We start from the raw sequence: 22,216 nt of genomic DNA, 5'->3' as shown, positions 1-22,216 counted from the left end.
GGCGCTGTCGTCCGGTGAGTCGTCCGGTGAGGGGGAGAATGAGCCGCATGGCCATGGTGAAAGACGTCGATGTCCGCGGTATGCAGCACTGCGAGACGACGGCGCTTGGCGTGCTGCTGCGGCATGAGGGACTCGACTTGTCCGAGCCCATGCTGTTCGGGCTCGGCTCCGGGCTGTCGTTCATCTACTGGGACAGCAAAGCCATGGGCTTCCCCTTCCTGGGCGGCCGGGTCAAGCCGTTCGTGCTCACCAGGAACGTGGCCGCCGCACTCGGACTTGAGCTCCGGGTGGCGGAGACCGCCTCCCCGCGCAAGGCATGGCAGAACGTGGCGGGCCCCATCGACGCCGGCCGGCCGGTCGGCCTTCAGCTCGACAGCTACCACCTGGACTACTTCAGCACCAAGGTGCACTTCGGCGGACACGTCGTGGCCATGTACGGCTACGACGAACAGGACGCCTACCTGGTGGACACCGCCCCGCAGGGCGGCGCCGTCTCGACCAGCCGCACCGGCCTGGCCAGGGCCAGGGCCGAACGCGGCCCCATGGCCGCCAGGCACCGCTCCTTCACCATCACGGCGCCCAGCGGCCCGGCCGCGCCGCAGGACCGGATCATCCCCGCGATCAGGACCTGCGCCGACGCCTTCCTGAACCCGCCCATCGCGAACCTGGGCCACCGGGGCATCGAGAAGACCGCCGGGCAGGTGCCGAAGTGGCTGTCGCGCAGCGGCAATCCGCGGGAGGACCTGCCGCGGGCCGCCGTCCTCATGGAGCAGGCCGGCACCGGCGGCGCTCTGTTCCGCAACCTTTACCGGGACTTCCTCGCCGAGTGTGTCCGGCTGATCGACAGCAGCCACCTGCGCACGGGCCACCGCCTGTACACCGAGGCCGCCACCCGCTGGACACAGGTGGCCGCACTCGTCGCGGCAGCAGGCGAATCCGGCGACACGGAGAACCTCGTGCAGGCCGGGGCCATCCTCCACGAGCTCTCGCGCATCGAACGCGACGCGATGCGGGCACTCAGCATGCTCTAGCCCGGCGTGCGGGCCCGGGCGTGACCGCCGGCGTGCGGAGTGGTGTGATTCCTTGCGTGCACGGACACCGACTTCCGCGGGCCACGCTCCTCGCCCTGCTGCTCGTGGGGGGTGCCTGTGCCGCGTTCGTGGTCGGCGACGGGGTGCCCGGGCCGGGGACGGCGTGGCCGTTGTTCGTGGCCGGGTATGCGCTGGGGACACTGGTGCTGGTGCCCAAGCCGGCGCTCAGCGCCGCCGCGGGCGCGGCGTTCGGGGTCGGGCCAGGACTCGCCGTGGCCGCCGCGGGCACCACGCTCGGGGCGCTGGCGGCGTTCGCCGCCGGGCGGTTCGCGCTGCGCCCGCTGCTGCCGCGCCACGGTGTGGTCGCGGCGCTCGAACGGCGGCTGTCGGAGCGGGCGTTCACCGGCGTGCTGGTGCTGCGGCTGCTCCCGGTGGTGCCGTTCGCGGCCGTGAACCTGGGTGCCGCGGCCTGCCGGGTGGGGTGGCTGCCGTTCGCCGCCGCGACGCTGCTCGGCACCGTGCCGGGCAACGCGGCCGCCGTGCTGGCCGGGGCGGCGGCGGCCTCGCCGTCCTCGCCCGCGCTGTGGCTCGCCGCCGCCGCGGGCCTCGCCGTGACCGGCGCGGCGGCGGTGTGGCGGCGGGCCCGCCCGCGGGCTCGGGCGGCCGGCAGGTCGGCCGCGGCCACCAGGGTGTGAGGGGTCCGAGCGCGGAACGGCGCCACCGGGTCGCGGATCAGGGCGGCGAACGTGTCGGCGTCCCGGAACACCGGCCGGATATCCGCCTGGCCGCCACCTCAGCCCACCTGCTCCGCGGAGCGTGACCCGCGCCTCGACCTGGTGTTCAGGAGCGCCACGAGGCAGGCGGCGGCCAGCAGGATGGCGAGGGCCACGGTCAGCGCGGTCGTGTAGCCGTGCACGGTCGCGGCGTCCGGCGTGGCGTCCGGGTGCGCGGTGAGGTGGGCGGCGGTGGCGCTCGCCGCGACGGTGTTGAGGAGTGCGGTGCCGAGTGCCGCGCCGAGTTGCTGGGACGCGTGGTAGGCGGCCGAGGCGGCACCGATGTCGTGGTGGCCCATGCCCGCGGTGGCCAGGCCCGCGGTCGGCGGCATGACGCAGCCGAGGCCGAGGCCGGTGAGGACGAGCGCGGGCACCAGGTACAGGGCCAGAACGTGGCTGCTGTCCGCACTCAGGCGGGTGAGGATGGCGAGACCGGCGGCGGCGGCGAGCAGTCCGGGAACGATGAGCGCCACCGGCGGGACGCGGCCGTGCAGCCGCCCGGCGATCAGCGTCGAACCGGCCAGCGCGGCCAGTGCGTTGATGATGAGCGTCAGTCCGGCCTGCACCGGCGTGTAGCCGAGCACCGTCTGCGTGTAGTAGCTCATGAAGAGGTAGAAGCCGAACATCGCCACGAACATCAGCGAGATGGCGAGGAACGCGCCGCCCCTGGCGCGGTGCAGGACGACGCGCATCGGCAGCAGCGGGCCCCGGCTCCGCAGCTCGACTGCGGCGAACGCGGCCAGCAGCAGGACGCCCGCGGCGAGCAGGGCGTGCACCCGCGGCGCGCCCCAGCCGTGCGGCTCGGCCTCGTTGAACGCGTACACCAGCGAGGCGAAGCCCGCGGTGCTCAGCAGGGCCCCGGGCACGTCGAGCCGCCCGCCGCCGCGGCCCGGCGGGTCCGCGGGCACCAGGGCGGTGCCGAGCACGGCGAGCAGCGCGACGGGGACGTTGATGTAGAGGCACCAGCGCCAGTTGGCGTACTCGGTCAGCAGGCCCCCGGCGACGAGGCCGATGGCCGAGCCGGCGGCGCCGACCGCGGCGAACACGCCGAGGGCCCGGCCGCGTTCGCGGGTGCCGGTGAACGTGGTGGTCAGCAGCGAGAGTCCGGCGGGCGCGAGCAGGGCGGCGAAGACGCCCTGGAGGGCGCGCGCGGCGAACAGCGTTCCCGGGTTGGGGGCCGCGCCGCCGAGTGCGGAGGCAGCGGCGAAGCCGGCGAGGCCGATGGCGAACGCGCGCCGGTGGCCGAGTGCGCCGCTGACCCGGCCGCCGATCAGCAGCAGCCCGCCGAACGCCAGTGCGTAGGCGGTGATCGCCCACTGCCGGTTGGCGTCGGACATGCCGAGTGCCTGCTGGGCGGAGGGCAGCGCGATGTTGACGATCGTCCCGTCGAGCACGACCAGCAGCTGGGCCGCGCTCACCGCGAGCAGCGTCCACCGCCGTTGCCGCCCGAAGGCCCCCGACTCCGACCTCGACTCCGACTCCGACCCTTGTGATTCCTGCGTCGTGTCCGCCACCGGCCACCCCTGTCTAACGTAATTCGTTTCCCCTAACATCGTTAGGGGCGACGAACACGCTACTACACTGGCGCCACCGGTGAACGGGCACGGATCAGGAGTCGGGTGAGGCGCGATGGGCAAGGCGGGCGACGTGCGGAGCGTGTGGCTGCGGCCACGCCGCGCCACCAGGGGCGAGCCGCCGCTGACGGTCACGCGCATCGTCGAGGCGGCCGTCGCGCTCCTCGACGAGGAGGGCATCGACCGGCTCACCATGCGCAGGCTCGCCGACCGGCTCGCCGTCGTCGCCCCGTCCCTCTACTGGCACGTCGACACGAAGGACGACGTCATCGACCTGGCCGTCGACGCCGTCTTCGGTGAGGTGCCGGCGGGCACAGGACACGCCGCCCACTGGCGCGAGGACGTCACCACCGTGCTGACGGCTTGGCGCACCGCGCTGCTGCGGCACCCCTGGGCCGCGGCCGTCCCCGCCCGGCGGCGGCCGACCATCGGGCCCAACTTCCTGGCCTGGATGGAGGTACTCCAGTCCACGCTGGCCCGCGCCGGGTTCGCGGGCCCCGCCCTCTCGGCCGCGACCTGGGCCCTGTACAACCACGTGATGGGCAGCGCCTCCACCGAGACCGCCCTGCACATCACCGACGAGGAACGCCGCATCGGCCAGGAGCAGTTGCTGACGCACCGCGACCGCTACCCCACCCTGGCCGCGAACGGCTACCTGTACGACGACGACTGGACGGGCAGCTTCACCGCCGGGCTCGCCTACCTGCTCGACGGCCTCGAAGCGCAACTCGGCGACCGCGGCCCGCGGTGACACCCGGGTGCGAGGAGCGCCGGGGCGATCGGTATGGTCCTGCCATGGCCTACACCTTCGTCTTCGTCCGCGTCCGTACCGCCTGACCTGAGACGTGACCCTGCCGGTCGAGTGACCCCACGGCGCCGCCGTGTGCGTGACGCTCGGCCCTGCCTGTCGACGCGCACCGACACCGGCTGACGCGGCGGCTGCTTCGCGCCGCCGCCGGCCTTTCCGTGCCCGTCACCGAAGCCTGACGCCCCCCGTGAGGGGCGCACCGGCTTTCTTCTCGCACAACGGCGGCCGCACCGCGCATGCCGCCTTCCGAATTGGACTCTTTCTCATGGCTTCTGTCTCAAGCGACTCCCGTTCGCGACGGGCCCGCGATGCCGACCCCACCTTCGTCCTCGTGCACGGCTCCGGCTCCAACTCGTTCATGTGGAGCCCGGTCCAGCGCGAACTGGCACTGCTCGGCCACCGCAGTCTCGCGGTCGATCTGCCGGGGCACGGCTTCGACGCCCAGTACCCGGTCGCCTACCAGGCCCCGCAGGATCTCGACGCCTGGGCGGCCGAGCCGTCGGCCCTGGCCGGGGTCACCCTCCAGGACAACGTCGACATGGTCGTCGACGTCGTCCGCCGGGTGGCCGCGCACGGGCCGGTCGTCCTGGTGGGCGCCAGCCTCGGCGGAACCACCATCACCGGAGTGGGGAACGCCGTTCCCGACCTGGTGAACCGGCTCGTGTACATCTCCGCCTGGTCGTGCGTGCAACGGCCGAGCCCCGTCGCGTACATGCAGGAACCCGAGTTCGCCGGCAGCCTGCTGGCCCCCTTGCAGGCGCTGAACGTCGGGGACCCCGCCGCGCTCGGCGTCGGCCGGGCCAACTACCGCACCGCCGACCCGGCCCTGCTCGCCGCGCTCAAGGCGGCGATCATGGCGGATGGCACGGATGAGCAGTTCCGCGCCTTCCTCAGCATTCTCCAGCCGGACGAGTCCCTGGCGGTGATGACGGCCGACGCCCGGGGGCACGCCGAGACCTGGGGCACGATCCCGCGCACCTACATCCGGCTCACCGGCGACCGGTCGCTGCCGGTCGCCATGCAGGACCGGCTGATCGCCGAGGCCGACGCCCTGACGCCCGACAACCCCTACGAGGTGCACACCCTGGACACCAGCCATGCCGGATTCCTGCTCCGGCCGGCACGGCCGGCCGGCCTCCTCGACCGGCTGACCGTCTGACCGTCCGACCGGCTGACCGTCCGAGCCGGGGGTGGCGGCACGCCGTCACTCCTCCTCGGTCCCGGAGGCCACCACCGCCTCGGCGATGGTGGCCTCCGCGGCCGCCTTGTCGACGCCGAGGCCGCCGAGCAGGCCGGTGCCGCCCTCGAACTCCAGCAGGGCCAGCAGAATGTGCTCCGTCCCGACGTGGGGGTGTCCCATCCGCAGGGCCTCGCGGAAGGTCAGCTCCAGCACCTTCTTGGCGCCGGGGTCGAAGGGAACGAGGTCGGGCACCTCGCCGGCCGCCGGCGGCAGCGCGGCGGTGCCGGCCCGGCGGACGGCTTCCGGCGTGACGCCCTGCGCGGTGATCGCCCGCACCGCGGTGGCGTCCGGCTCGACAAGGAGGCCGAGCGCCAGGTGCTCGGGGCGGATCAGGTCGTTGCCCGCGGTATGGGCCTCGTTCTGCGCCGCCATGACGACGTTCCTGGCCGCCTCGGTGAACCGGCTGAAGCCCTGGGCGGGGTCGAGGTCCCCGGCTTCGCCCGGGCCCTTGGCGACGAAGCGCTTCTGGGCGGCCTGGCGGGTGACGCCCATGCTGCGGCCGATGTCCGTCCAGGAGGCGCCGGAACGCCGTGCCTGGTCCACGAAGTGGCCGATGAGGTGGTCGGCGACGTCGCCGAGGTGCTCGGCGGCGACGACGGCGCCGGACAGCTGGTCCAGGGCGTCGGTGTGCACTTTCTTGATGGCTTCGATCAGGTCGTCGAGCCGAACGGGGTAGGTCGTGCGGACTGGATTCGCCATGCGTCAACCGTAAGTTGACACTCAACCGAGTGTCAACCCTGGGTTGACGGCCGGTCCGGTCCGGTGTCCCCGAGGGCCGCCGCCAGGGCGTCGAGGTGGTCCGCGACCGGGCCCAGGGTGAGCAGCCCGCTGCCCGCGCCGGCCAGCTCGCCCGCCGCGGGGGCGAGCGCGTGGTGGGCGCGGGTCATCGTCCGCCGGTCGCCGACGGCGATCGCGGCCCGCGCGGCGAGCGTCCACAGGGCCTCGAACAGCAGGTCGTGCGGCGGGTCCGGGAGCGCGCGCAGGGCCGCGGCGGCGCAGGCCGCGCGGTCCTCGGCGAGCAGCAGCAGCGGGCGCGCCCACGGTTCGTAGGGCCCGAAGTCGGTGTCCCGGCCGGTGTCCCGGCCGACGCGGGCCGGCCGGCCGTGCCGCACGCGCAGGCACAGCAGGGCCAGCGGCAGCAGACCGCGTTCCAGGCCCGGCATGCCCGCGCCGTCAAGCAGCGCGGCGGCGTCCCGGTAGGCCGCCTCCGCCGTCTCCATCGCCTCCGCCGACGCGGGCGTCCGGCCGGTCGCGGCGAGCCGCAGCGCGCCGTACCACGCGGTGAACACGCCCACCAGCGGCAGTTCGTGCCGTTCCGCCAGGCGCTCGGCGGCGCCCGCGTGGCGGTCGGCCCCGGGAAAGTCGCCGAGCGCCGCGCGCGCCTGGAGCCGGATGAGGTGCCCCAGCACCTCGTAGGTGACGAGGCCGTTCCGGCCGGCCAGCGCCACCAGCTCGGCGCCGACCGCGTCCCGGCGGGGCGCCAGGCCCGCGCGGTGGCAGCTCTGCATGAACACCCCGTTGAGAGCGAACGCCAGCAGCGCCTGGTCACCGAGGCGGCGCGCGATCTCCGCCGCCTCCCCGGCGGCGCGCGCCCCGCGCACCCCGCCCGTGCCGCGGGATTCCAGCGCGACCGTGGCCAGCAGGCGGGCCCGCGCCGCCGGATGCGCGTCCGGCGGCAGCGCGGCCAGCGTCCGTTCGGCCGCGGCCACCACGCGCGCCGCGAGACGCGGGTCGTCGGAACGGGTCCAGATCGCCGGAACGTCGTAGGCGCCGATCACGCGGGCGGTCAGCACCGCGTCGCCCAGCTCCTCGGCCGCCGCGATGGCCGCCTCGCGGTGCTCGCGCGCCGCGGCGAGCCCGCCGCCGCCGGTCACCGCCAGGTTCCGCAGCAGGCCGACCGTCGATTCGAGCCGGGCGCGTGCCCCCGGCGCGACGGCGCGGTCGTAGGCGGCGGCCGTCCGCGTCCACACCCGTTCCGCCCGGTCCTCCGGCCCGGGCGGGGCGTCGAGGTGACCGGCGTGCGCCAGGATGTCGGCCTCCAGGCGCAGCAGCCGCCGCCCCGGGTCCACGCCCAGCTGCTCGACCAGCAGCGTTCTGGCCCGGCGCAGCACCGCGAGCGCGTCCCCCTGGCGGCCGGTGCGGTACAGCGCGAGCGCCAGCAGACGCCACGCGTCCTCGCGCCACGGGTGCTCGGCCACGTGCGCGTCCAGGTCCGGCACCGCCTCGGCGTCCCGGCCCAGGCCGAGCAGGGTCTCGGCGCGGCGCTCCACCGCGTGCAGCCGCAGCTCGCCGAGCCGGGACCGTTCGGCCCCGGCCCAGCCCTCGTCGGCGAAGTCGGCGTAGGCGGGGCCGCGCCACAGCGCCAGCGCCTCGTCCAGCGCACCGAGCGCCTGACCGAGCGCCTGACCGGGCGCCCGCGCGCCGGGCGCCAGCGCCTGCTCGAAGCGCCAGGCGTCCACCGTTCCCCGGTCCGCGCGCAGTGCGTACCCCGGGCCCTCCGTGACCAGCAGCCGGGCCGGCGCCCGCGGCGGCCGGTCCGGCTCAAGAGCCCGGCGCAGCGCGGCGACGAAGGTGCGCACCGCCGCGACCGCCCCCTCGGGCGGCCGCGCCCACAGGTCGCCGACCAGCACCGGAACGGGCACGACGCGGCGGCGGGCGACGATCAGCCGGGCCAGCACGGCGCGGTGCCGCGGCCCCTTCAGCGGGATGGCGTTCCCGGCGCCGTCCCAGGCCGTCACCGGACCCAGCACCCCGAACGCGACCCGCACCGTCGCCACCCTTCCCTCGGCACCGCCGCGGCCACGGTAACGCGCTCACCCGCTGCTCATCCGGGCCCGACAGGCTGGACACACCCAGTTCGGCCACCAGGAAGGACAAGACCGTGACGCCTGTCATCGAGGGTTTCGACCGGCGGCGGGTGCCCGTCGCCGAGGGCGTGTCCCTGCACGCCGCCGTGGGCGGCTCGGGGCCGCCGCTCGTGCTGCTGCACGGCTTCCCGCAGACCCACCTCATGTGGCGGCACGTCGCCCCCGCGCTCGCCGCCGACCACACCGTCATCTGCCCCGACCTGCGCGGCTACGGTGCGAGCGACAAGCCCGCCGCGGCCGACGACACCACCTACGCCAAGCGCACGATGGCGAACGATGTCGTCGCGCTGGCCCGCGCCCTCGGCCACGAGCGCTTCGCGCTGGCCGGGCACGACCGCGGCGCCCTCGTCGCCTTCCGCGCCGGGCTCGACCATCCGGCCGCGGTCACGCACCTGGCCTGCCTCGACGTGCTGCCCACCCCCGACATGTGGGACGTGATGCACGGCGTCACCGCGGCCGTCGGCTTCCACCTCTACCTGCTGGCGCAGCCACCCGGCCTGCCGGAAGAGCTGATCGCGGGCGCCCCCGACGCGTTCTTCGGCCACTTCCTCGACGTCTGGTCGAACGGTCAGGACGCGATCCCCGCCGCCGTTCGCGCGGCCTACCTGGACGCCTGCCGCCGCGCGGTGCCGTCCATCGTCGCCGACTACCGCGCCTCCGCGGGCATCGACCTCGCCCACGACCTGGCCGACCGGGACGGCGGCAACCGGCTGCGGATGCCGGTCACCGTGCTCCAGCAGGACTGGGGCGCCGCGCTCGGCTACGACGCGGCGGCGCTGTGGCGCGCCTGGGCACCCGACCTGCGGCACGTCTCCGTCGACTGGGGCCACTTCATGGCCGAGGCGGCGCCCGCCGGGGTCGCCGCGGAGCTGCGCGCGCTCCTCGCGCGGTCCTCGGGCTGAAGCGGGGGTGCGCTGCCTGGACGTGACACACCCGGGCAGGGCGCCCCGGCCGCCCGTAGCCTTGGGGCATGGCCGACAACCACCTGGGGGAGTTCCTGCGCAGCCGCCGCTCGGGCCTCGGGCCCGAGGAGGCCGGCATGGCGAGTTACGGCGCGCGCCGGGTCCCGGGGCTGCGCCGCGAAGAGGTGGCGGTGCTCGCCGGCATCAACGCCGACTACTACGCGCGCCTGGAGCAGGGGCGCGAACGGCACCCCTCGCCCCAGGTGCTCGACGCGCTCGGCCGCGCCCTCCGGCTCGGCCCCGACGCCAGGGCGCACCTGCACCGGCTGGCGGGGGCGGTGGCCGCGGGCCCGGCGGAGCCCGTGTCCGACCGGGTCGGCGCGGGGCTGCGGCAGCTGATGGACTGCTGGCCGGGCACCCCGGCCCTGGTGCTGAACCGGACGCTGGACATCCTCGCCACGAACGCCCTGGCCGCCGCGCTCTACGCGCCGTTCCGGCCCGCGGACAATCTGGTGCGCATGACCTTCGCTGACCCGGCGGCCCGCGGTTTCCACCGGGACTGGGACCGGGCCGCCGAGGCGGTCGTGGCCCACCTGCGCCACGCCGCGGGCCACGACCCTGACAGCCGGCGGCTGCACCGCCTCGTGCGCGAAATGTCCGCGTACAGCGAGGAGTTCACCCGCCTGTGGCGCAGCCACACGGTGCGCGGCAAGACGCAGGAAGCCAAGCGGCTCCGCCATCCCGACGTGGGGCCGCTCACCCTCGCCTACCAGACGTTCGACGTCCGCGAGGCGCCCGGCCGGCAGCTCGTGGTGTATCACGCGGAGCCGGGCACCCCGAGCGCCGAGGCCCTGCACCTGCTCGGCACCGTCCACGCGACACCGGCCCCCGCCTGAACGGGCTCCCGCACGTCAATCCCGCAACGCCGCGGGGGCCGAGGCGACGAGCCCGCCGTCGATGACGAGGTCCTGCCCGGTGATGTATGAGGCATCATCCGCATGAGGGAGCATCGGTGCGCAGGGCGGGAGGGAAGGCCGGGGCATGAGAGGCGGGACGTGAAAGATCTGCACGCCGAGCCGGGCACTCCGGATCTCCGGGGCCCCGCGCGTTTCCTGTGGTGGCTGGTGGCCCGTCAGCGCCGTCGCGTGCTGGCAGGGTCGGCGTTCGCCACGCTGTGGATGACCGGCCTCGCCCTCCCGCCCCTCCTGCTGTCCCGAGCGATCGACGAGGGCCTGCGGCCCGGCCGTACGGAGACCCTGGCCGGCTGGTCAGGGGCACTCATCGCGGTCGGCGGGGTGAACGCCTGGCTGGCCATCGCGCGGCACCGCACCATGACGCGGGTGCGCCTGAACGCCACCTACCGCACGTCCCGGCTGATCGTGGCGCACACCACGCGACTGGGCTCGTCCCTGTCGCGGCGGCTGACGGCGGGGGAGGTCGTCACGCTGGGGCTCGGCGACGTGGCGTCGATCAGCAACACCCTGACGATCACGGGGCCCGGGGTCGGCGCCGTGATCGCCTACCTGACGGTGGCCGTTCTGCTGCTGTCCGTCTCGGTGCCCCTGGCTCTGATCGTCCTGGTGGGCGTGCCGGTCCTGGCACTGCTGCTCGGGCCGCTCCTCGGCAGGCTGCGGAACGCGGAGACCGCCTACCGGGAGCAGCAGGGGATGGTCGCGGCCCGCCTGGTGGACATGGTCGGCGGGCTGCGGGTCCTCAACGGGCTGGGCGGCAAGGCCGTGTTCGCGGCCCGCTACCGGCGCGAGTCCCAGGAGCTGCGCGCCCGGGGCTACCGGGTCGGTGCGGTGACCAGCTGGGTCACGGCGCTCGGAGTCGGCATGCCGACGCTGTTCCTCGCCTGCGTGTCGTGGCAGGCGGCACGGCTCGCCGCGGAGGGGGACATCACCGTGGGCGAGCTGGTGGCGGTCTACGGCTACGCGGCGGTGCTCGTGGTACCCGTGTCGTTCTTCATCGAGGGCGCGTACGACCTGAGCCGCGGTCTGGTGGCGGCGCGCCAGGTGGTGCGGTTCCTCGGCATGGCGCCGGACGCGGCGGAGGGAGCGTCGCCCGCGGATGCCCCGGAGGGGCCGGCCGCGCTCCACGACCCGGACTCGGGCGTGACCCTCGCCCCCGGCGAGCTGACCGCTCTGGTCAGCGCGCGCCCGGCCGAATCCGCCGCGGTGGCCGACCGGCTCGGCCGCTTCACCGGCTCGGCGGTGCGCTGGGGTGCCGTGCTCCTCGGCGAGGTCGCGCCGGCGCAGGTCCGCGGCCGGATACTCCTGGCGGACCACGAGGCACATCTGTTCGCCGGCCCGCTGCGCGACGCGATTCTGGGGCGCCGCGACGCGGACGAGGCGGCCGTCGCGGCGGCGATCGAGGCGGCGCTGGCCGAGGACGTCGTGCGGGGCCTGCCCGGCGGGCTCGACGGGACCCTCACCGACGACGCCCGCAATCTGTCCGGCGGGCAACGCCAGCGGGTCCGCCTGGCCAGAGCGCTGTTCGCGAAGCCGGACGTGCTGCTGCTGACGGAGCCCACCTCCTCGCTGGACGCCCACACGGAGGCCGAAGTGGCGGCCCGGCTGCGCGCGGCCAGGTCCGGGCACACCACTCTGGTCACCACCACCTCGCCCCTGCTGCTCGACCGGGCGGACACCGTGTACTTCCTGGTCGACGGGCGGACGGCCGCCCGGGGCAGCCACCGCGGCCTGCTGGCGAGCCGCCCGGACTACGCACGGCTGGTGTCGCGCGGCGGGCCGGCGGCGGAGGTGCCGCGATGACCGCCCGTCCGGAGCCCGCGGGCCCGGCGGCCCTGCCCGCCGCCGGACCGGCCAGGCTGCGCCGGGCGGCATGGCACCTGATCCGGCTGGACGGCCGCGCCTTCGCCCTCGTGCTCCTGCTCAACGCGCTCGCCGCCGCGGCGGGGCTCGTGGCGCCCTGGCTGCTGGGCGCCATTGTCGACGAGGTGGAGGCCGGGTCGGGAACGGCGGCGGTCGACCGGCTGGCATGGACGATCCTGGGCTTCGCGCTGGCGCAGTTCCTCCTGGCCCGGTACGCGGCCCACGTGGGGCACCGTTTCGGGGAACGGACCCTGGCTCGCATCCGTGAACAGTACGTCGACCGGGCCCTGGCACTGCCCGCGTCGGCGGTGGAACGTGCGGGCACGGGCGATCTCGCGGCGCGTGGCGCGGGGGACATCGCGGCGGTGGGCACCACGCTGCGCGACGCCGGGCCCGATCTGCTCATCGCCGCGATTCAGGCGGTGTTCATCATCGGGGCGGTCTTCGCGCTCTCCCCGGTGCTCGGCCTGTGCGGGGTCGCCGGTCTCACCGGCATCTGGTTCGCGCTGCGCTGGTACCTGCGCCGCGCGCACGGCGCCTACCTGGCCGAGGGGGCGGCGAACTCCGAGCTGGCCGAGGTCATCGCCGCCACCGCGGCGGGCGCGCGCACGGTCGAGGCGTTCGGCCTGGAGCAGCGCAGGACCGACGCCTGCGCCGACGCGGTCGAACGGGGCTACCGCAGCCGGATGCGGACCCTGTACCTGCGCAGCGTGCTGTTCCCGGCCATGGACGTGTCGTACGCCGTGCCCGTCGTCGGAGTGCTCCTGGCCGGCGGCGTGCTGTACGACCGCGGTGTGGTCAGCCTCGGCGCCGTGATCGCCTCGGCTCTCTACCTGCGGCAGCTGTCGCAGCCGCTGGACGTGATCCTCATGCGGATCGAGCAACTGCAGAGCAGCATGGCGTCCTTCGCGCGGGTCGAAGGGCTGGCGGAAGCGGACGGGCCGGTCCCGGCGCCGCGGCCGGGGCCGGTCCCGGCGCCGGTCCCGGGACCGCGTGGAGACGCCGACGGCAGGATCGAGGTGGCCGGGGTCCGCTTCGCCTACGCCGGATCGCCCGACGTGCTCAACGGCGTCGACCTGTCCGTGCGGCCGGGCGAACGCCTGGCCGTCGTCGGCCCCTCCGGCGCGGGCAAGACGACGCTCGGCCGGCTGCTGGCGGGTCTCGACACCCCGCGCGCGGGTGCGGTCACCGTGGGAGGCGTTCCGGTGTCGGACCTGTCCCCGGGCCGGCTGCGCCGGCAGATCGTCCTCGTCACCCAGGAGCACCACGTCTTTCTGGGGTCCGTGCGGGACAATGTGCGGATCGCCGCGCCGGACGCCCCGGACTCCGAGGTGCGGGTGGCTCTGGCCGCCGTGGGAGCCGAGGAGTGGGCCGACGGGCTGCCTGACGGTCTGGACACGGAGCTGGGCGACGCCGGGCACCGGATCGACGGGACCAGGGCGCAGCAACTGGCGCTCGCCCGCGTCGTGCTGGCCGATCCGCACACCGTGATACTCGACGAGGCGACGGCCCTGCTCGACCCGGCGACCGCACGCCACACGGAGCGGGCGCTGGCCGCTCTCCTGGCGGGCCGCACGGTGATCGCCATCGCCCACCGCCTGCACACGGCCCGCGATGCCGACCGGGTGGCGGTGATGGAGGGCGGCCGCGTCACCGAGTGCGGCACCCACGAGGCTCTCGTCGCCTCGGGAGGTGCCTACGCGGCGCTGTGGCGGTCGTGGCAGGGCCTGCCCCCTCCCGGCGGGGCCGGGAGGGCGGGGCTCACCGGTCGGTGAGGACCTTGGCCAGCGCGGTGCGGGTGGCCGCCAGGGCGGTGGGCGGGGTGTCCCAGAAGACCATGTGGCCGGCGCCCTGGACGGCGGTCACGGTGGCCGCCGGGTTGGCCCGGGCCGCTTCCGCGGCGCCGTCCGCGGTGACGACCGGGCTGTCCGCGCCGTACAGGAGCACGCTCGGCGCGGGGACCGCGGGCCAGGTGGCGAAGAAGTCCTCGCGTTCGAACCCGGCATGCGACGCCGTCACCGCCGCCTCGGCGCAGCCGGCGAGCCAGCGGGCCCGCAGGGCCTGTTCGCGCGCGGGCCAGCGCGGCCAGGCCCTGGCGACCTCCTCGGCCGTGGTGCCGCGCCGCGCCTGCGCCAGTTGGTCGAGGAACGTCGCGAGCGGCGTCGGGTAGGGGCCGCGGCCCGGGCCGCTCATCGGCGGGTCGACGAGGACGGTGCCGCTCACCGCGCCGCCGGGCCGCGCCGCGGCCACGGCGGCGATGCGCGCGCCCATGGAGTGGCCGAGCAGCGCGGGGCGGCCGAGGCCGAGGCCGTCCGCCACGGCCTCGACGTCGTCGGCGTGGGCGTCGAGGTCGCCCGGGCCGTCGTCGGACAGGCCGCGGCCGCGGGTGTCGAGGACGAGCGGCCGGACGAGGCCGGTGAGTTCGCGGGCGACGAAGTCCATGCCGACGGCCGGGGTGGTGATGCCGGGCAGCACCAGCAGCGGCGGTGCGTCGCCGCCGTAGTCGAGCACGTGCAGGCGCAGCGCGCCGGAGCGCACCCAGCGGCTGGTGGCGGGTACGTCGGCCAGGTCGGCCAGGGCCCGTTGGGTGAGGAGGCGGCCGGTCACGTCGCGTTCTCCTTGGTCGTGAGTGCGGTCAGGTGGCCGATTGCCTCGTCGAGGGGAACGACGTCGGCGTACTTGGCCGCGAGGTCGAAGAGTGCCGCGTCGTGCGGGCCACGGGCGCGGTCGCCGGTGCATTCGCGGACGACGAGGGTGTCGAACCCGGCCTGGACGGCGTCGACCGCGGTGGCGCGGACGCAGCCGCTGGTCGTGGCGCCGCAGACGAGGACCGAGTCGCAGCCCGCCGCGGTGAGCAGCGCGGCCAGCGGGGTGCCGGCGAAGGCGGAGGCGCCCTTCTTGACGAGGAGGTGGTCCTCCGGCAGCACCGGCAGCCGCGGGTCGAGGGCGACGGCCTCGCCGCCCTCGACGAGGCCGCGCAGCCCCGGCGCCTTGCGGAGCCAGGCGACGGTGTCGCCGTGGGCCTCCGCCGGGCGGTAGGCGATGGCCGTGAACACGGTGAACACCCCGGCCGCGCGGGCCGCTTCGATCAGCCGCCCCGTTGCCGCCACGACGTCGGTGAGGTCGCTGCCGGTGGGGAACCTGTCCTCGGTGAACCCGCGGGTGAGGTCGACGACCACGAGTCCCGGGCGCCGGCCGCGCGGCACCGCCGCGCCGAACCCGGCCGTCCGGTAGAGCTGTTCGACGTCCGCCCCGTGCGGGCCCGCCCCGGTCACGCGGCGGCTCCGGCGAGTTCGCCGCCGAGCAGCCGCCCCGCGCCCGGCACGTAGGGCCGCAGCCCCAGCTCGGTGAGGATGCGGTGGCAGGTGGCGGTGGCCGCGGAGAGCACCGGGATGCCGAGGGCGTCCTCCACGGGCTGAACGGCGGGCAGCGAGGGCATCTGCACGCAGGCGGAGAGCACCAGGGCGTCGGCCCGCGACAGGTCCAGCTGTCCGGCGTGCGCGCGGAGTTCGGCGGGGTCGAGGCGGGCGACGGCGAGGTTGTCCGGCACTTCGAGCGAGAGCGCGTCGACGACCTCGGTCCCGGCGTCCTCCAGGTACGCGGCGACGGCGCGGGTGAGCGGCTTCATATAGGGGGTGATGATCGCGACGCGGCGGGCGCCGAGGGCGGCGATGCCGCTGAGCAGCGCCCCGGCGGAGGAGACGACGGGGGCGGTGGCGTTCTCCGCCGCCAGGACCTCGGCGATGGAGTCCTCCGCGGTGCAGTGGTAGCCGGGGCCCTGGGCCATGATGGCGACGAGGCAGGCGGTGGTGACGAGGTCGGGCCGCGCGTCGGCGAGTTCGGCGGCGGCCCGGCGGGTCTGGCCGTTCATGGCGGTCAGTTCTTCTGGCGTGACGTGCCGCATGCGGGCGCGTGCCGCGTGGTGGACGAACCGTTCGCCGGGCACGGCGGCCTCGCGGGCCAGGAACATCCGCGGCAGCTCGGTCTCCATGGTCAGGTTGGAACTCGGCACGATCATGCCGATGCGGTAGTCGGTCATCGCCGCACCGCCGGCTTCATCTCCGGAACGGTGAGTTCGCCCGCGTCGACGATGAGTTCGTCGTCGAGGTAGAGGCTGTTGCCGCGCATCGGTATGTCGAAGTGGCAGGCGGTGTCGTTGGGCCCGCCGAGTTCGTTGTTGGGGCCGATGGAGAACATCACGTTGCCGTAGAAGCTGCGCAGTTCCATGCCCATGCCGCCGCCGAACTGGGTGAGCCCGTGCCAGTGCGCGCGCTCGTCAAGACCCCACCCGACGTGGCTCATGCCGTAGCCGCGCGGGTCGTCGAAGCTTTCGATGTAGGAGTTGAGCAGGTCGGCGTCCAGGCTCGGCACGCCGCCGGCGCCGCGGATGTCGCGGATGAAGCCCTGTTCGATGGTCAGCTCGACGGGCGTGTGCACGTAGGTGTTGAACGGCAGCAGCACGTCGCCTGGTGCGAGGACGATCCGGCCGTCGACGCCGTCGTCCGCGCCGCCGGTGAACACGAACGCCGCGGGCCAGTGGTCCCAGCGGCCCGGGGTGTCGGTGTAGCCGTATTCGCTCAGGGTCGGGTAGACGCCGAGCCGGTAGGTGACGTCGGTGCCGTGCGGGCTGGTGATGCGCATGGTGCGGGCCTTGGCGAGGAGTTCCGCGCCGGTCTCGACGCGTTCGCGCAGCTCGGGCGTCGGCATCAGCCGGGCGAGCAGCGGGGCGGGCTCGACGGCGGTGAGGATGCGGGTGCCCGCGGCCTGGATCTCGAACTGCTCGGCGGAGAACAGCAGGAAGGTGCAGTCGACGACCATGTCGACGCTTTTGAGCGCCGCCACGGCGTGCCGGTTGCCCGCGAGCCCCGAGTCGCCGACGGCCCAGGCGCCGGACGCGCTCACCGGGGACGGCAGCCGCAGGTGGAAGGCCTGGGCGCCGAGTTGCCGCGCCGCCCACAGGAACGCGTCGGCGTAGGCGCCGCGTTCGTTGCCGCGGGTCAGGACGGCCACGGTCTCGCCCTCGTGCACGGCCGACAGGGTCAATTGCTTGAGGCAGATGTCATTGAACAGGTTCTGGTCCATGATGGCTTTCCTCCTCGGGAGGCGTGCGTGCGGGAGTTGAGCGGTTCGGTCAGTGGGGTACCGGCCGGTCGAGGCGGCGCAGCGCGAGCACTTCGATCACGCGCATGAGGACGGTGAACACCAGCGCGCAGGCGATCATGTCCTCGGGCCGCAGGAAGCGGAACGCCTCGTAGATCCGGGCGCCGACGCCGTCGGGGCGGGTCATGGTCTCCATGAGGACGACGAGCTTCCAGGAGAACGCGAACGACGTCCGCAGCGCGCCGACCACCGCGGGCCGCACCTGCGCCGCCAGGACGTGCCGCGCGTAGGCGGCGGGCCCGAGCCGGTAGGTGCGGGCCATTTCGTCGAGGCTGTGGTCGCGGGCGAGGACGGCGCCGCTGACGACGTTGGCCACCAGGGGCGTGATCGCGACGACGAGCGCGACCACGCCCGAGGTCTCGGAGATGCCCATGATGAGGATGGTCAGGATGATGTAGACGGGGTCGGGGATGGCCAGGCCGATCACCAGGATCGGCCGCAGGAACGCCTCCGCGTACCGGCTGAGTCCTGCGGCGATCCCGATGAGCAGCCCGGCCAGCACGGACGCGGCGAGCACGGTCAGCACGCGGCGCAGCGACAGCCACGCGTCGCCGTAGAAGCCGGAGTCGGTGAGCACGTCGGCGGTGGCCGCCGCGACCTCCCCGGCGCCCGGCATCCAGCCGTCGGAGAACAGGCTGAGCACCTGCCAGGCGGCGACGCCCAGGGCCGCGGCGGTGAGCCCGGAGGCGAGCCGGCCGAGCCAGGTGACGCGCGGCCCGTTCCCCTCCGGCTCCGGGGGCGGCCCGGCGGGGCGCCGGCCCGGGGGCTTGCGGAGGCGGGCGGGGAGCACGGCCGTCATGACGCGGGCCCTTCCGTGAGGTCCCACTCGCGCAGCACGTCGGCGACGGTCTCCGCCTCCAGGCGGGCCAGGGCCGGGTCCTCGTGCCGCCTCGGGCGGGCCAGCGGGACGTCGAGCGTCTTCAGCACGCGGGCAGGACCGTGGCTGAGGATGACGACCCGGTCGGCGAGGAACAGCGCCTCGCGGATGGAGTGGGTGACGAACAGGGTGGGCACGGACGCGACTTCGTGCAGCCGGGTCAGCTCCTGGCGCATCGCCCGGCCGGTGACCTCGTCGAGGCCGCTGAACGGCTCGTCCATCAGCACGACGTCGGGCTCGACGGCGAGCGCCCTGGCGATCGACACCCGCTGGCGCTGGCCGCCGGAGAGCCGCATGGGCCAGGAGCCGCGGTATTCGCCCACCCGCAGCATGCCGAGGAACCGTTCGATCCGCTCGTCCCACTCGGCCGCCGGGACGCCCGCGGCCTTCATGGCGATCTCGATGTTCTGGCCGACGGTGCGCCAGGGCAGCAGCCGGTGGTCCTGGAAGACGTAGCCGACCCTGACGCGGCCGCGGAGCCCGTCGGTGGCCTCGTCGCCGCGGTGGCGCAGCGCGCCGCCCGCGACGGGGGCGAGCCCGGCGAGCACGTGCAGCAGGCTCGACTTGCCGCAGCCGCTCGGCCCGAGCAGGGCGACGAACTCCCCGGGCCGCAGGGCGAGGTCGATTCCGGAGACGACGGTCCGGTCGGCGTGCTTGACGGTGACGCCCCGCAGTTCGAGGTAGGGGTCGCCGCCCGCGGGCCCGCCGGCGGGGACCGTTCCGCGCGTGGTTTCGCTCATGTTCACATCACCCGCCAGGAGAGGACGTACCGTTCGATGGTTCGGAAGACGAGGTATTCGCCGGCCAGGAGGATCGCGACGAAGACCAGCAGCCACAGGAGCACCTCGGTCAGCAGGAAGTGGTCGAACGCCTGCGAGAACTCGTAGCCCATACCGCTGTTGACGATGAACAGCTCGGCAAGGACGACGACCTTCCAGGCGTGCGCGTACTCGTTGCGCGTGGCCGCGAAGACGTAGGGGACCAGCTGCGGCAGGACGACGTGGCGGGCCCTGGCCGTTCCGGACAGGCCGTAGACGTCGCTCATCTCGCCGATGTTCCGGTCCAGTTCGCGCATCCCCTGGCGCAGCATGGTGGCCACGAAGGGGAAGCAGATGAACGTCACCACCGCGTACACCCCGAGCGGGTCGCGGCGGAAGAGGTAGAGGGCGAGCAGGGCCGCGACCGTACTCGGGACGGCGATGGCGAACGCGGTGAGGGAGGCGGTCACGCGGCTCCAGAACCCGTCGCGGCGCATCACCCAGGCCGCCGCCGTGCCGAGCACGAGCGCGACGGCCAGGGACCACAGCACGCGCTGGGTCGTGGTGCCCACGGCCACCCAGGTGCTCGACTGTCCGAGGAAGTGCGGGAGTTCGCCGACCACTTCGCCGATCGGCGGCACGTAGCGGGTGGCGGAGCCGCCGACCCACCACAGGGCGAGCACGCCGCCGACCCCGGCGGCGGACAGGGCCCACCGGCCGGCCGCGGCCCGCAGGCGCGTCCCGGCGGCGGTGGGGGCGGCCGGTGTGGTCACAGAGGTCATGTCGGGTCTCCTTGTCCTGCTGGTCGTCGCCACGGCGGTCAGTCCGCCCGGACGACCTCGTCGAGGACGGCGACGGGATCGGAGTCGGGCAGCCGGTCGAGCGAGCCCTGCTCGACGAGCAGCCGCAGGTACTCCATCTGCTGCGCGGTGTCCTCCTCGGTCCACTCGTCCGCGTAACAGGGCAGTCCGGCGCAGTAGTCGGCGAGCGCCCGCAGCTCCGCCTCGCTCTCGCGGTCGAGGAACGCGGCGTACGGCTCGTCGAGGAACATCCGGTAGTCGCTCGCGACGACCTCCCGCACGGCTTCCCGCCAGGCGTCCTGCACGGCCAGGGCGAGGTCGGCGTTGTCCCCGAGCCAGTCCCGGCTGGCGGTCAGCATGGCGAGCGGCGGGGCCCAGTCGGTGGTCTGCTGCCAGTGGTCGGCGACGCTGAAGAGGTAGCGTCCCGGGACCTGTTCGACGGCGCGCAGGCCGTAGGGCTCGTAGTCGAAGATCGCGTCGACCTCGCCGCTGGCGAGCAGTTCCGGCAGGGCGGCCGGGGAGGACTGGACCATCTCGTAGTCCTCCAGCGGGTCGATGCCCGCGGCCTGGCGGAGGGACACGGAGATGGCCTGGGTGGTGCCGGAGTCGTCCCCGAAGTGCCCGACGCGCTTGCCCACGAGGTCTTGCGGGGACTCGTAGGGACTGTCCTCGGGCACGACGACGGAGGCCGTGTTGATGAGGGCCGGGTAGAAGGAGACGACCTCGCTGCCCTCGTTGTTGGCGATGGCCGCGCTGGTGGCGTCCTGGTCAACGGCGATGTCGCTCTCGCCCAGCAGGAAGGTGCTGGTGGAGGCGTCGGGGTCGACCTCGACGAACTCGGCGCTGAAGCCGTGCCGCTCGTCGAGGCCGAGTTCCTGCATGACGAGTACGGGCAGCGGGGCGGGGTCGGGGAGGCCGGAGAAGCGCACGATCGGCAGCCCGTCCTCGGCGCTCGCGCGCTGGTTGCCGATGTCGCCGCAGGCGGTCATGGTGAGCGCCGTGGCGAGGGCGGCGGCGGCCGGGCGCGCGCCGCGGATGGTCGATGGCATGGGTGGTCCTCTCGGGGACGGGGACGGGGACGGGGAACGGCAGGTCGGCATGGTGGGCAGTGCGGGGCCTTCGGTGCGGGTGGCCTCCGGCCGGGACGGGCCGGGACGGGCTGGGTCGGGTCGGGTCGGGTCGGAGGTAACGGTCGGAGGTCGGGGGACGGCCGGAGAGCAACGGCCGCGGTCGCGACCGCGGATGACCGTCGCGGAGTCCGGGCCCGGAGGTCGGGATCGGGATCGGGATCGGGATCGGGGAGCAACGGTCGGGGGCCTGAACCGGGAGCGGTGACCGTCGCGGAGTCCGGGCCGGAGGACCGGGGCCGACGGCGGCGGTCGGGGGTCAGCTGTGGGTGGGCAGTGGGCCGATGTAGCGGGTCGCGAAGCTTCTGGCGTAGTGCTCGGAGTTGGCGAGCTGAGCGAGCCTGGACTGCTGGAGCCGCTGGCGGAAGGCGGCGTCGGGCGCGCCCGGCGGGTAGGTGTGCATCATGTGCAGCAGTGCGTGGCTGAACTCCTGCGCCTGCCATACGTCGGGGACCCGGCGCGCGCTGTAGGCGGCGAGCCGGCCGGGGTCCGTTCCGCCGTCCGCCCGGTCGTACTCGGCGAGCACGCGGTCGAGTTCGACGGCGTCGGCCACGGCCAGGTTGAGTCCCTTGCCGCCGGAGGGGCTGATGATGTGCGCGGCGTCGCCGAGCAGGAACACCCGGCCGTACTGCATGGGTTCGGCCACGCGGCTGCGCATGTCCAGCATGTTCTTGCTGATGACCGGGCCCTCGTGGAGCGTCCAGCCGGGGTGGGCGAGCCGGGCGCGCAGCTCCGCCCAGATCCGGTCGTCCGGCCAGGTCTCCACCGTGTCGCCCACCGGGACCTGGAGGTGGAAGCGGGTGACGGTGTCGCTGCGCAGCAGGTGCCCGGCGAAGCCGCGTTCGTGCTGGGCGTAGATGGTCCACTCGGCGGAGGGCGCGGCCGTGGCGATGAGCGTGAGCCACTGGAACTCGTGCACCATCTCGTACTCGGTCACCGCGCCGGGCGGGGTGCTCGCCCGTGCCACGCCGTGCTGGCCGTCGGCCCCGGCGACGAACGCGCCGTGCAGGACCGAGCCGTCGGCGAGGTGGACGGTCACGCCGTCGCCGTTCTGTTCGAGGCTCTCCGCGGCGACGCCGAGCCGCACGTCGCCGCCGGCCCGCAGCAGCCCGTCGAGCAGGTCGGCGACCACCTCCTGCTGCGGATAGACGTGGTGCGAACGCCCCTCGTACAGCTCGGAGAAGTCGGTGTAGGTGCGGCGGCCGGTGAACCGGAACTCGCAACCGGTGTGCCGGTGGCCCTCCTTGAGCAGGCGGTCGGCCAGGCCCATGCGGCGCATCGTCTCGACCGTGCGGTACTCAAGGAGCCCCGCCCTGGTGCGGCCGAGCAGCTGCTCCCTGTCGAACTTGTCGACGACGACGCACGGGATACCGCGCGCGTGCAGCAGGTTGCCGAGGGTCAGTCCTGCGGGTCCCGCGCCGAGGATCACGACGCGGGTGGTGGTCTCGTACGGCATTCTCACGCT

20 protein-coding genes are annotated in these 22,216 nt (G+C 74.6%); 8 read left to right on the top strand and 12 right to left on the bottom strand.

The annotated features are described in order from the left end of the window. Positions 1 to 47 precede the first annotated feature (47 nt). Positions 48 to 1,031, top strand: a complete 984-nt coding sequence (locus tag RM779_RS21735; protein WP_311619410.1) for a BtrH N-terminal domain-containing protein — start codon at positions 48 to 50, stop codon at positions 1,029 to 1,031. 56 nt (positions 1,032 to 1,087) lie between these two features. Further along, a complete protein-coding gene (locus RM779_RS21730) occupies positions 1,088 to 1,726 on the top strand; it encodes a VTT domain-containing protein (protein ID WP_311619409.1) in 639 nt (212 codons plus the stop codon). Positions 1,727 to 1,824: 98 nt separating this feature from the next. Here RM779_RS21730 and RM779_RS21725 read toward each other — a convergent pair whose 3' ends face one another. Continuing rightward, positions 1,825 to 3,357 carry an MFS transporter gene (locus RM779_RS21725; RefSeq protein ID WP_394813356.1) on the bottom strand — a complete coding sequence of 511 codons (1,533 nt, stop codon included), beginning with the start codon at positions 3,355 to 3,357 and terminating at the stop codon, positions 1,825 to 1,827. 76 nt (positions 3,358 to 3,433) lie between these two features. On the opposite strand from RM779_RS21725, the gene RM779_RS21720 reads away from it, so the two are divergent. Continuing rightward, positions 3,434 to 4,129 carry a TetR/AcrR family transcriptional regulator C-terminal domain-containing protein gene (locus RM779_RS21720; RefSeq protein WP_311619408.1) on the top strand — a complete coding sequence of 232 codons (696 nt, stop codon included), beginning with the start codon at positions 3,434 to 3,436 and terminating at the stop codon, positions 4,127 to 4,129. A gap of 322 nt (positions 4,130 to 4,451) precedes the next feature. Next, positions 4,452 to 5,345: an alpha/beta hydrolase gene (locus tag RM779_RS21715; RefSeq protein WP_311619407.1), complete on the top strand. Its 894-nt coding sequence runs from the start codon at positions 4,452 to 4,454 to the stop codon at positions 5,343 to 5,345. A 45-nt stretch (positions 5,346 to 5,390) separates the two neighbouring features. On the opposite strand, the gene RM779_RS21710 is transcribed toward RM779_RS21715, so the two are convergent. Then, positions 5,391 to 6,125 carry a Clp protease N-terminal domain-containing protein gene (locus tag RM779_RS21710; RefSeq protein ID WP_311619406.1) on the bottom strand — a complete coding sequence of 245 codons (735 nt, stop codon included), beginning with the start codon at positions 6,123 to 6,125 and terminating at the stop codon, positions 5,391 to 5,393. A 32-nt stretch (positions 6,126 to 6,157) separates the two neighbouring features. Further along, positions 6,158 to 8,194, bottom strand: a complete 2,037-nt coding sequence (locus RM779_RS21705) for an AfsR/SARP family transcriptional regulator (RefSeq protein ID WP_311619405.1) — start codon at positions 8,192 to 8,194, stop codon at positions 6,158 to 6,160. Positions 8,195 to 8,307: 113 nt separating this feature from the next. Here RM779_RS21705 and RM779_RS21700 point away from each other — a divergent pair, with 113 nt between their 5' ends. The 4 genes from RM779_RS21700 to RM779_RS21685 all read left to right on the top strand — a co-directional run bounded on the left by RM779_RS21700 (position 8,308) and on the right by RM779_RS21685 (position 13,804). Further along, positions 8,308 to 9,195, top strand: a complete 888-nt coding sequence (locus RM779_RS21700; protein WP_311619404.1) for an alpha/beta hydrolase — start codon at positions 8,308 to 8,310, stop codon at positions 9,193 to 9,195. A gap of 68 nt (positions 9,196 to 9,263) precedes the next feature. Next, on the top strand, positions 9,264 to 10,091 hold the full coding sequence (locus RM779_RS21695; protein ID WP_311619403.1) for a helix-turn-helix transcriptional regulator: 828 nt from the start codon (positions 9,264 to 9,266) through the stop codon (positions 10,089 to 10,091). Positions 10,092 to 10,250: 159 nt separating this feature from the next. Further along, on the top strand, positions 10,251 to 11,969 hold the full coding sequence (locus RM779_RS21690) for an ABC transporter ATP-binding protein (RefSeq protein WP_311619402.1): 1,719 nt from the start codon (positions 10,251 to 10,253) through the stop codon (positions 11,967 to 11,969). Next, the gene (locus RM779_RS21685; protein ID WP_311619401.1) at positions 11,966 to 13,804 is read left to right on the top strand and encodes an ABC transporter ATP-binding protein; all 1,839 of its coding nucleotides are present in this window, start codon (positions 11,966 to 11,968) and stop codon (positions 13,802 to 13,804) included. Before RM779_RS21690 ends, RM779_RS21685 begins: the two co-directional genes overlap by 4 nt. Here the strand turns inward: RM779_RS21685 and RM779_RS21680 are convergent. The 9 genes from RM779_RS21680 to RM779_RS21640 all read right to left on the bottom strand — a co-directional run bounded on the left by RM779_RS21680 (position 13,791) and on the right by RM779_RS21640 (position 22,207). Next, the gene (locus tag RM779_RS21680; protein WP_311619400.1) at positions 13,791 to 14,636 is read right to left on the bottom strand and encodes an alpha/beta fold hydrolase; all 846 of its coding nucleotides are present in this window, start codon (positions 14,634 to 14,636) and stop codon (positions 13,791 to 13,793) included. The two genes, RM779_RS21685 and RM779_RS21680, sit on opposite strands and share 14 nt — an antisense overlap. Then, positions 14,633 to 15,304, bottom strand: coding sequence for an isochorismatase family protein (locus RM779_RS21675; protein ID WP_311619399.1), 672 nt, complete (start codon positions 15,302 to 15,304; stop codon positions 14,633 to 14,635). The genes RM779_RS21680 and RM779_RS21675 overlap by 4 nt, the downstream gene beginning before the upstream one ends. Beyond that, positions 15,301 to 16,068: a maleate cis-trans isomerase family protein gene (locus RM779_RS21670; RefSeq protein WP_311619398.1), complete on the bottom strand. Its 768-nt coding sequence runs from the start codon at positions 16,066 to 16,068 to the stop codon at positions 15,301 to 15,303. The genes RM779_RS21675 and RM779_RS21670 overlap by 4 nt, the downstream gene beginning before the upstream one ends. Beyond that, on the bottom strand, positions 16,065 to 17,111 hold the full coding sequence (locus RM779_RS21665; protein ID WP_311619397.1) for a M29 family metallopeptidase: 1,047 nt from the start codon (positions 17,109 to 17,111) through the stop codon (positions 16,065 to 16,067). Before RM779_RS21665 ends, RM779_RS21670 begins: the two co-directional genes overlap by 4 nt. Before the next feature lie 49 nt (positions 17,112 to 17,160). Beyond that, positions 17,161 to 17,988, bottom strand: a complete 828-nt coding sequence (locus RM779_RS21660; RefSeq protein ID WP_311619396.1) for an ABC transporter permease — start codon at positions 17,986 to 17,988, stop codon at positions 17,161 to 17,163. Next, positions 17,985 to 18,806, bottom strand: a complete 822-nt coding sequence (locus RM779_RS21655; protein WP_311619395.1) for an ABC transporter ATP-binding protein — start codon at positions 18,804 to 18,806, stop codon at positions 17,985 to 17,987. The genes RM779_RS21660 and RM779_RS21655 overlap by 4 nt, the downstream gene beginning before the upstream one ends. A 2-nt stretch (positions 18,807 to 18,808) precedes the next feature. Next, positions 18,809 to 19,606: an ABC transporter permease gene (locus RM779_RS21650; RefSeq protein ID WP_311619394.1), complete on the bottom strand. Its 798-nt coding sequence runs from the start codon at positions 19,604 to 19,606 to the stop codon at positions 18,809 to 18,811. 38 nt (positions 19,607 to 19,644) lie between these two features. Beyond that, positions 19,645 to 20,673 (bottom strand): ABC transporter substrate-binding protein, encoded by a 1,029-nt coding sequence (locus RM779_RS21645; RefSeq protein WP_311619393.1) that lies wholly within the window; start codon positions 20,671 to 20,673, stop codon positions 19,645 to 19,647. Between the two features lie 337 nt (positions 20,674 to 21,010). After that, positions 21,011 to 22,207: a 4-hydroxybenzoate 3-monooxygenase gene (locus RM779_RS21640; protein WP_311619392.1), complete on the bottom strand. Its 1,197-nt coding sequence runs from the start codon at positions 22,205 to 22,207 to the stop codon at positions 21,011 to 21,013. Between the last annotated feature and the right edge of the window lie 9 nt (positions 22,208 to 22,216).

The sequence above is a fragment of the Streptomyces johnsoniae genome (genome assembly GCF_031845565.1).
GTDB classification, from domain to species: domain Bacteria; phylum Actinomycetota; class Actinomycetes; order Streptomycetales; family Streptomycetaceae; genus Streptomyces; species Streptomyces johnsoniae.
This window is presented reverse-complemented; position numbering and strand designations above follow the sequence as displayed.

Excerpts from the sequence above, each read along its gene's own strand:
- RM779_RS21720 (WP_311619408.1), top strand. The coding sequence starts at position 3,434 with ATGGGCAAGGCGGGCGACGTGCGGAGCGTGTGGCTGCGGCCACGCCGC.
- RM779_RS21650 (WP_311619394.1), bottom strand. The coding sequence starts at position 19,606 with ATGACCTCTGTGACCACACCGGCCGCCCCCACCGCCGCCGGGACGCGC.
- RM779_RS21685 (WP_311619401.1), top strand. The coding sequence starts at position 11,966 with ATGACCGCCCGTCCGGAGCCCGCGGGCCCGGCGGCCCTGCCCGCCGCC.
- RM779_RS21665 (WP_311619397.1), bottom strand. The coding sequence starts at position 17,111 with ATGGACCAGAACCTGTTCAATGACATCTGCCTCAAGCAATTGACCCTG.
- RM779_RS21695 (WP_311619403.1), top strand. The coding sequence starts at position 9,264 with ATGGCCGACAACCACCTGGGGGAGTTCCTGCGCAGCCGCCGCTCGGGC.
- RM779_RS21735 (WP_311619410.1), top strand. The coding sequence starts at position 48 with ATGGCCATGGTGAAAGACGTCGATGTCCGCGGTATGCAGCACTGCGAG.
- RM779_RS21725 (WP_394813356.1), bottom strand. The coding sequence starts at position 3,357 with ATGTTAGGGGAAACGAATTACGTTAGACAGGGGTGGCCGGTGGCGGAC.
- RM779_RS21655 (WP_311619395.1), bottom strand. The coding sequence starts at position 18,806 with ATGAGCGAAACCACGCGCGGAACGGTCCCCGCCGGCGGGCCCGCGGGC.
- RM779_RS21645 (WP_311619393.1), bottom strand. The coding sequence starts at position 20,673 with ATGCCATCGACCATCCGCGGCGCGCGCCCGGCCGCCGCCGCCCTCGCC.
- RM779_RS21660 (WP_311619396.1), bottom strand. The coding sequence starts at position 17,988 with ATGACGGCCGTGCTCCCCGCCCGCCTCCGCAAGCCCCCGGGCCGGCGC.
- RM779_RS21670 (WP_311619398.1), bottom strand. The coding sequence starts at position 16,068 with ATGACCGACTACCGCATCGGCATGATCGTGCCGAGTTCCAACCTGACC.
- RM779_RS21640 (WP_311619392.1), bottom strand. The coding sequence starts at position 22,207 with ATGCCGTACGAGACCACCACCCGCGTCGTGATCCTCGGCGCGGGACCC.
- RM779_RS21715 (WP_311619407.1), top strand. The coding sequence starts at position 4,452 with ATGGCTTCTGTCTCAAGCGACTCCCGTTCGCGACGGGCCCGCGATGCC.
- RM779_RS21710 (WP_311619406.1), bottom strand. The coding sequence starts at position 6,125 with ATGGCGAATCCAGTCCGCACGACCTACCCCGTTCGGCTCGACGACCTG.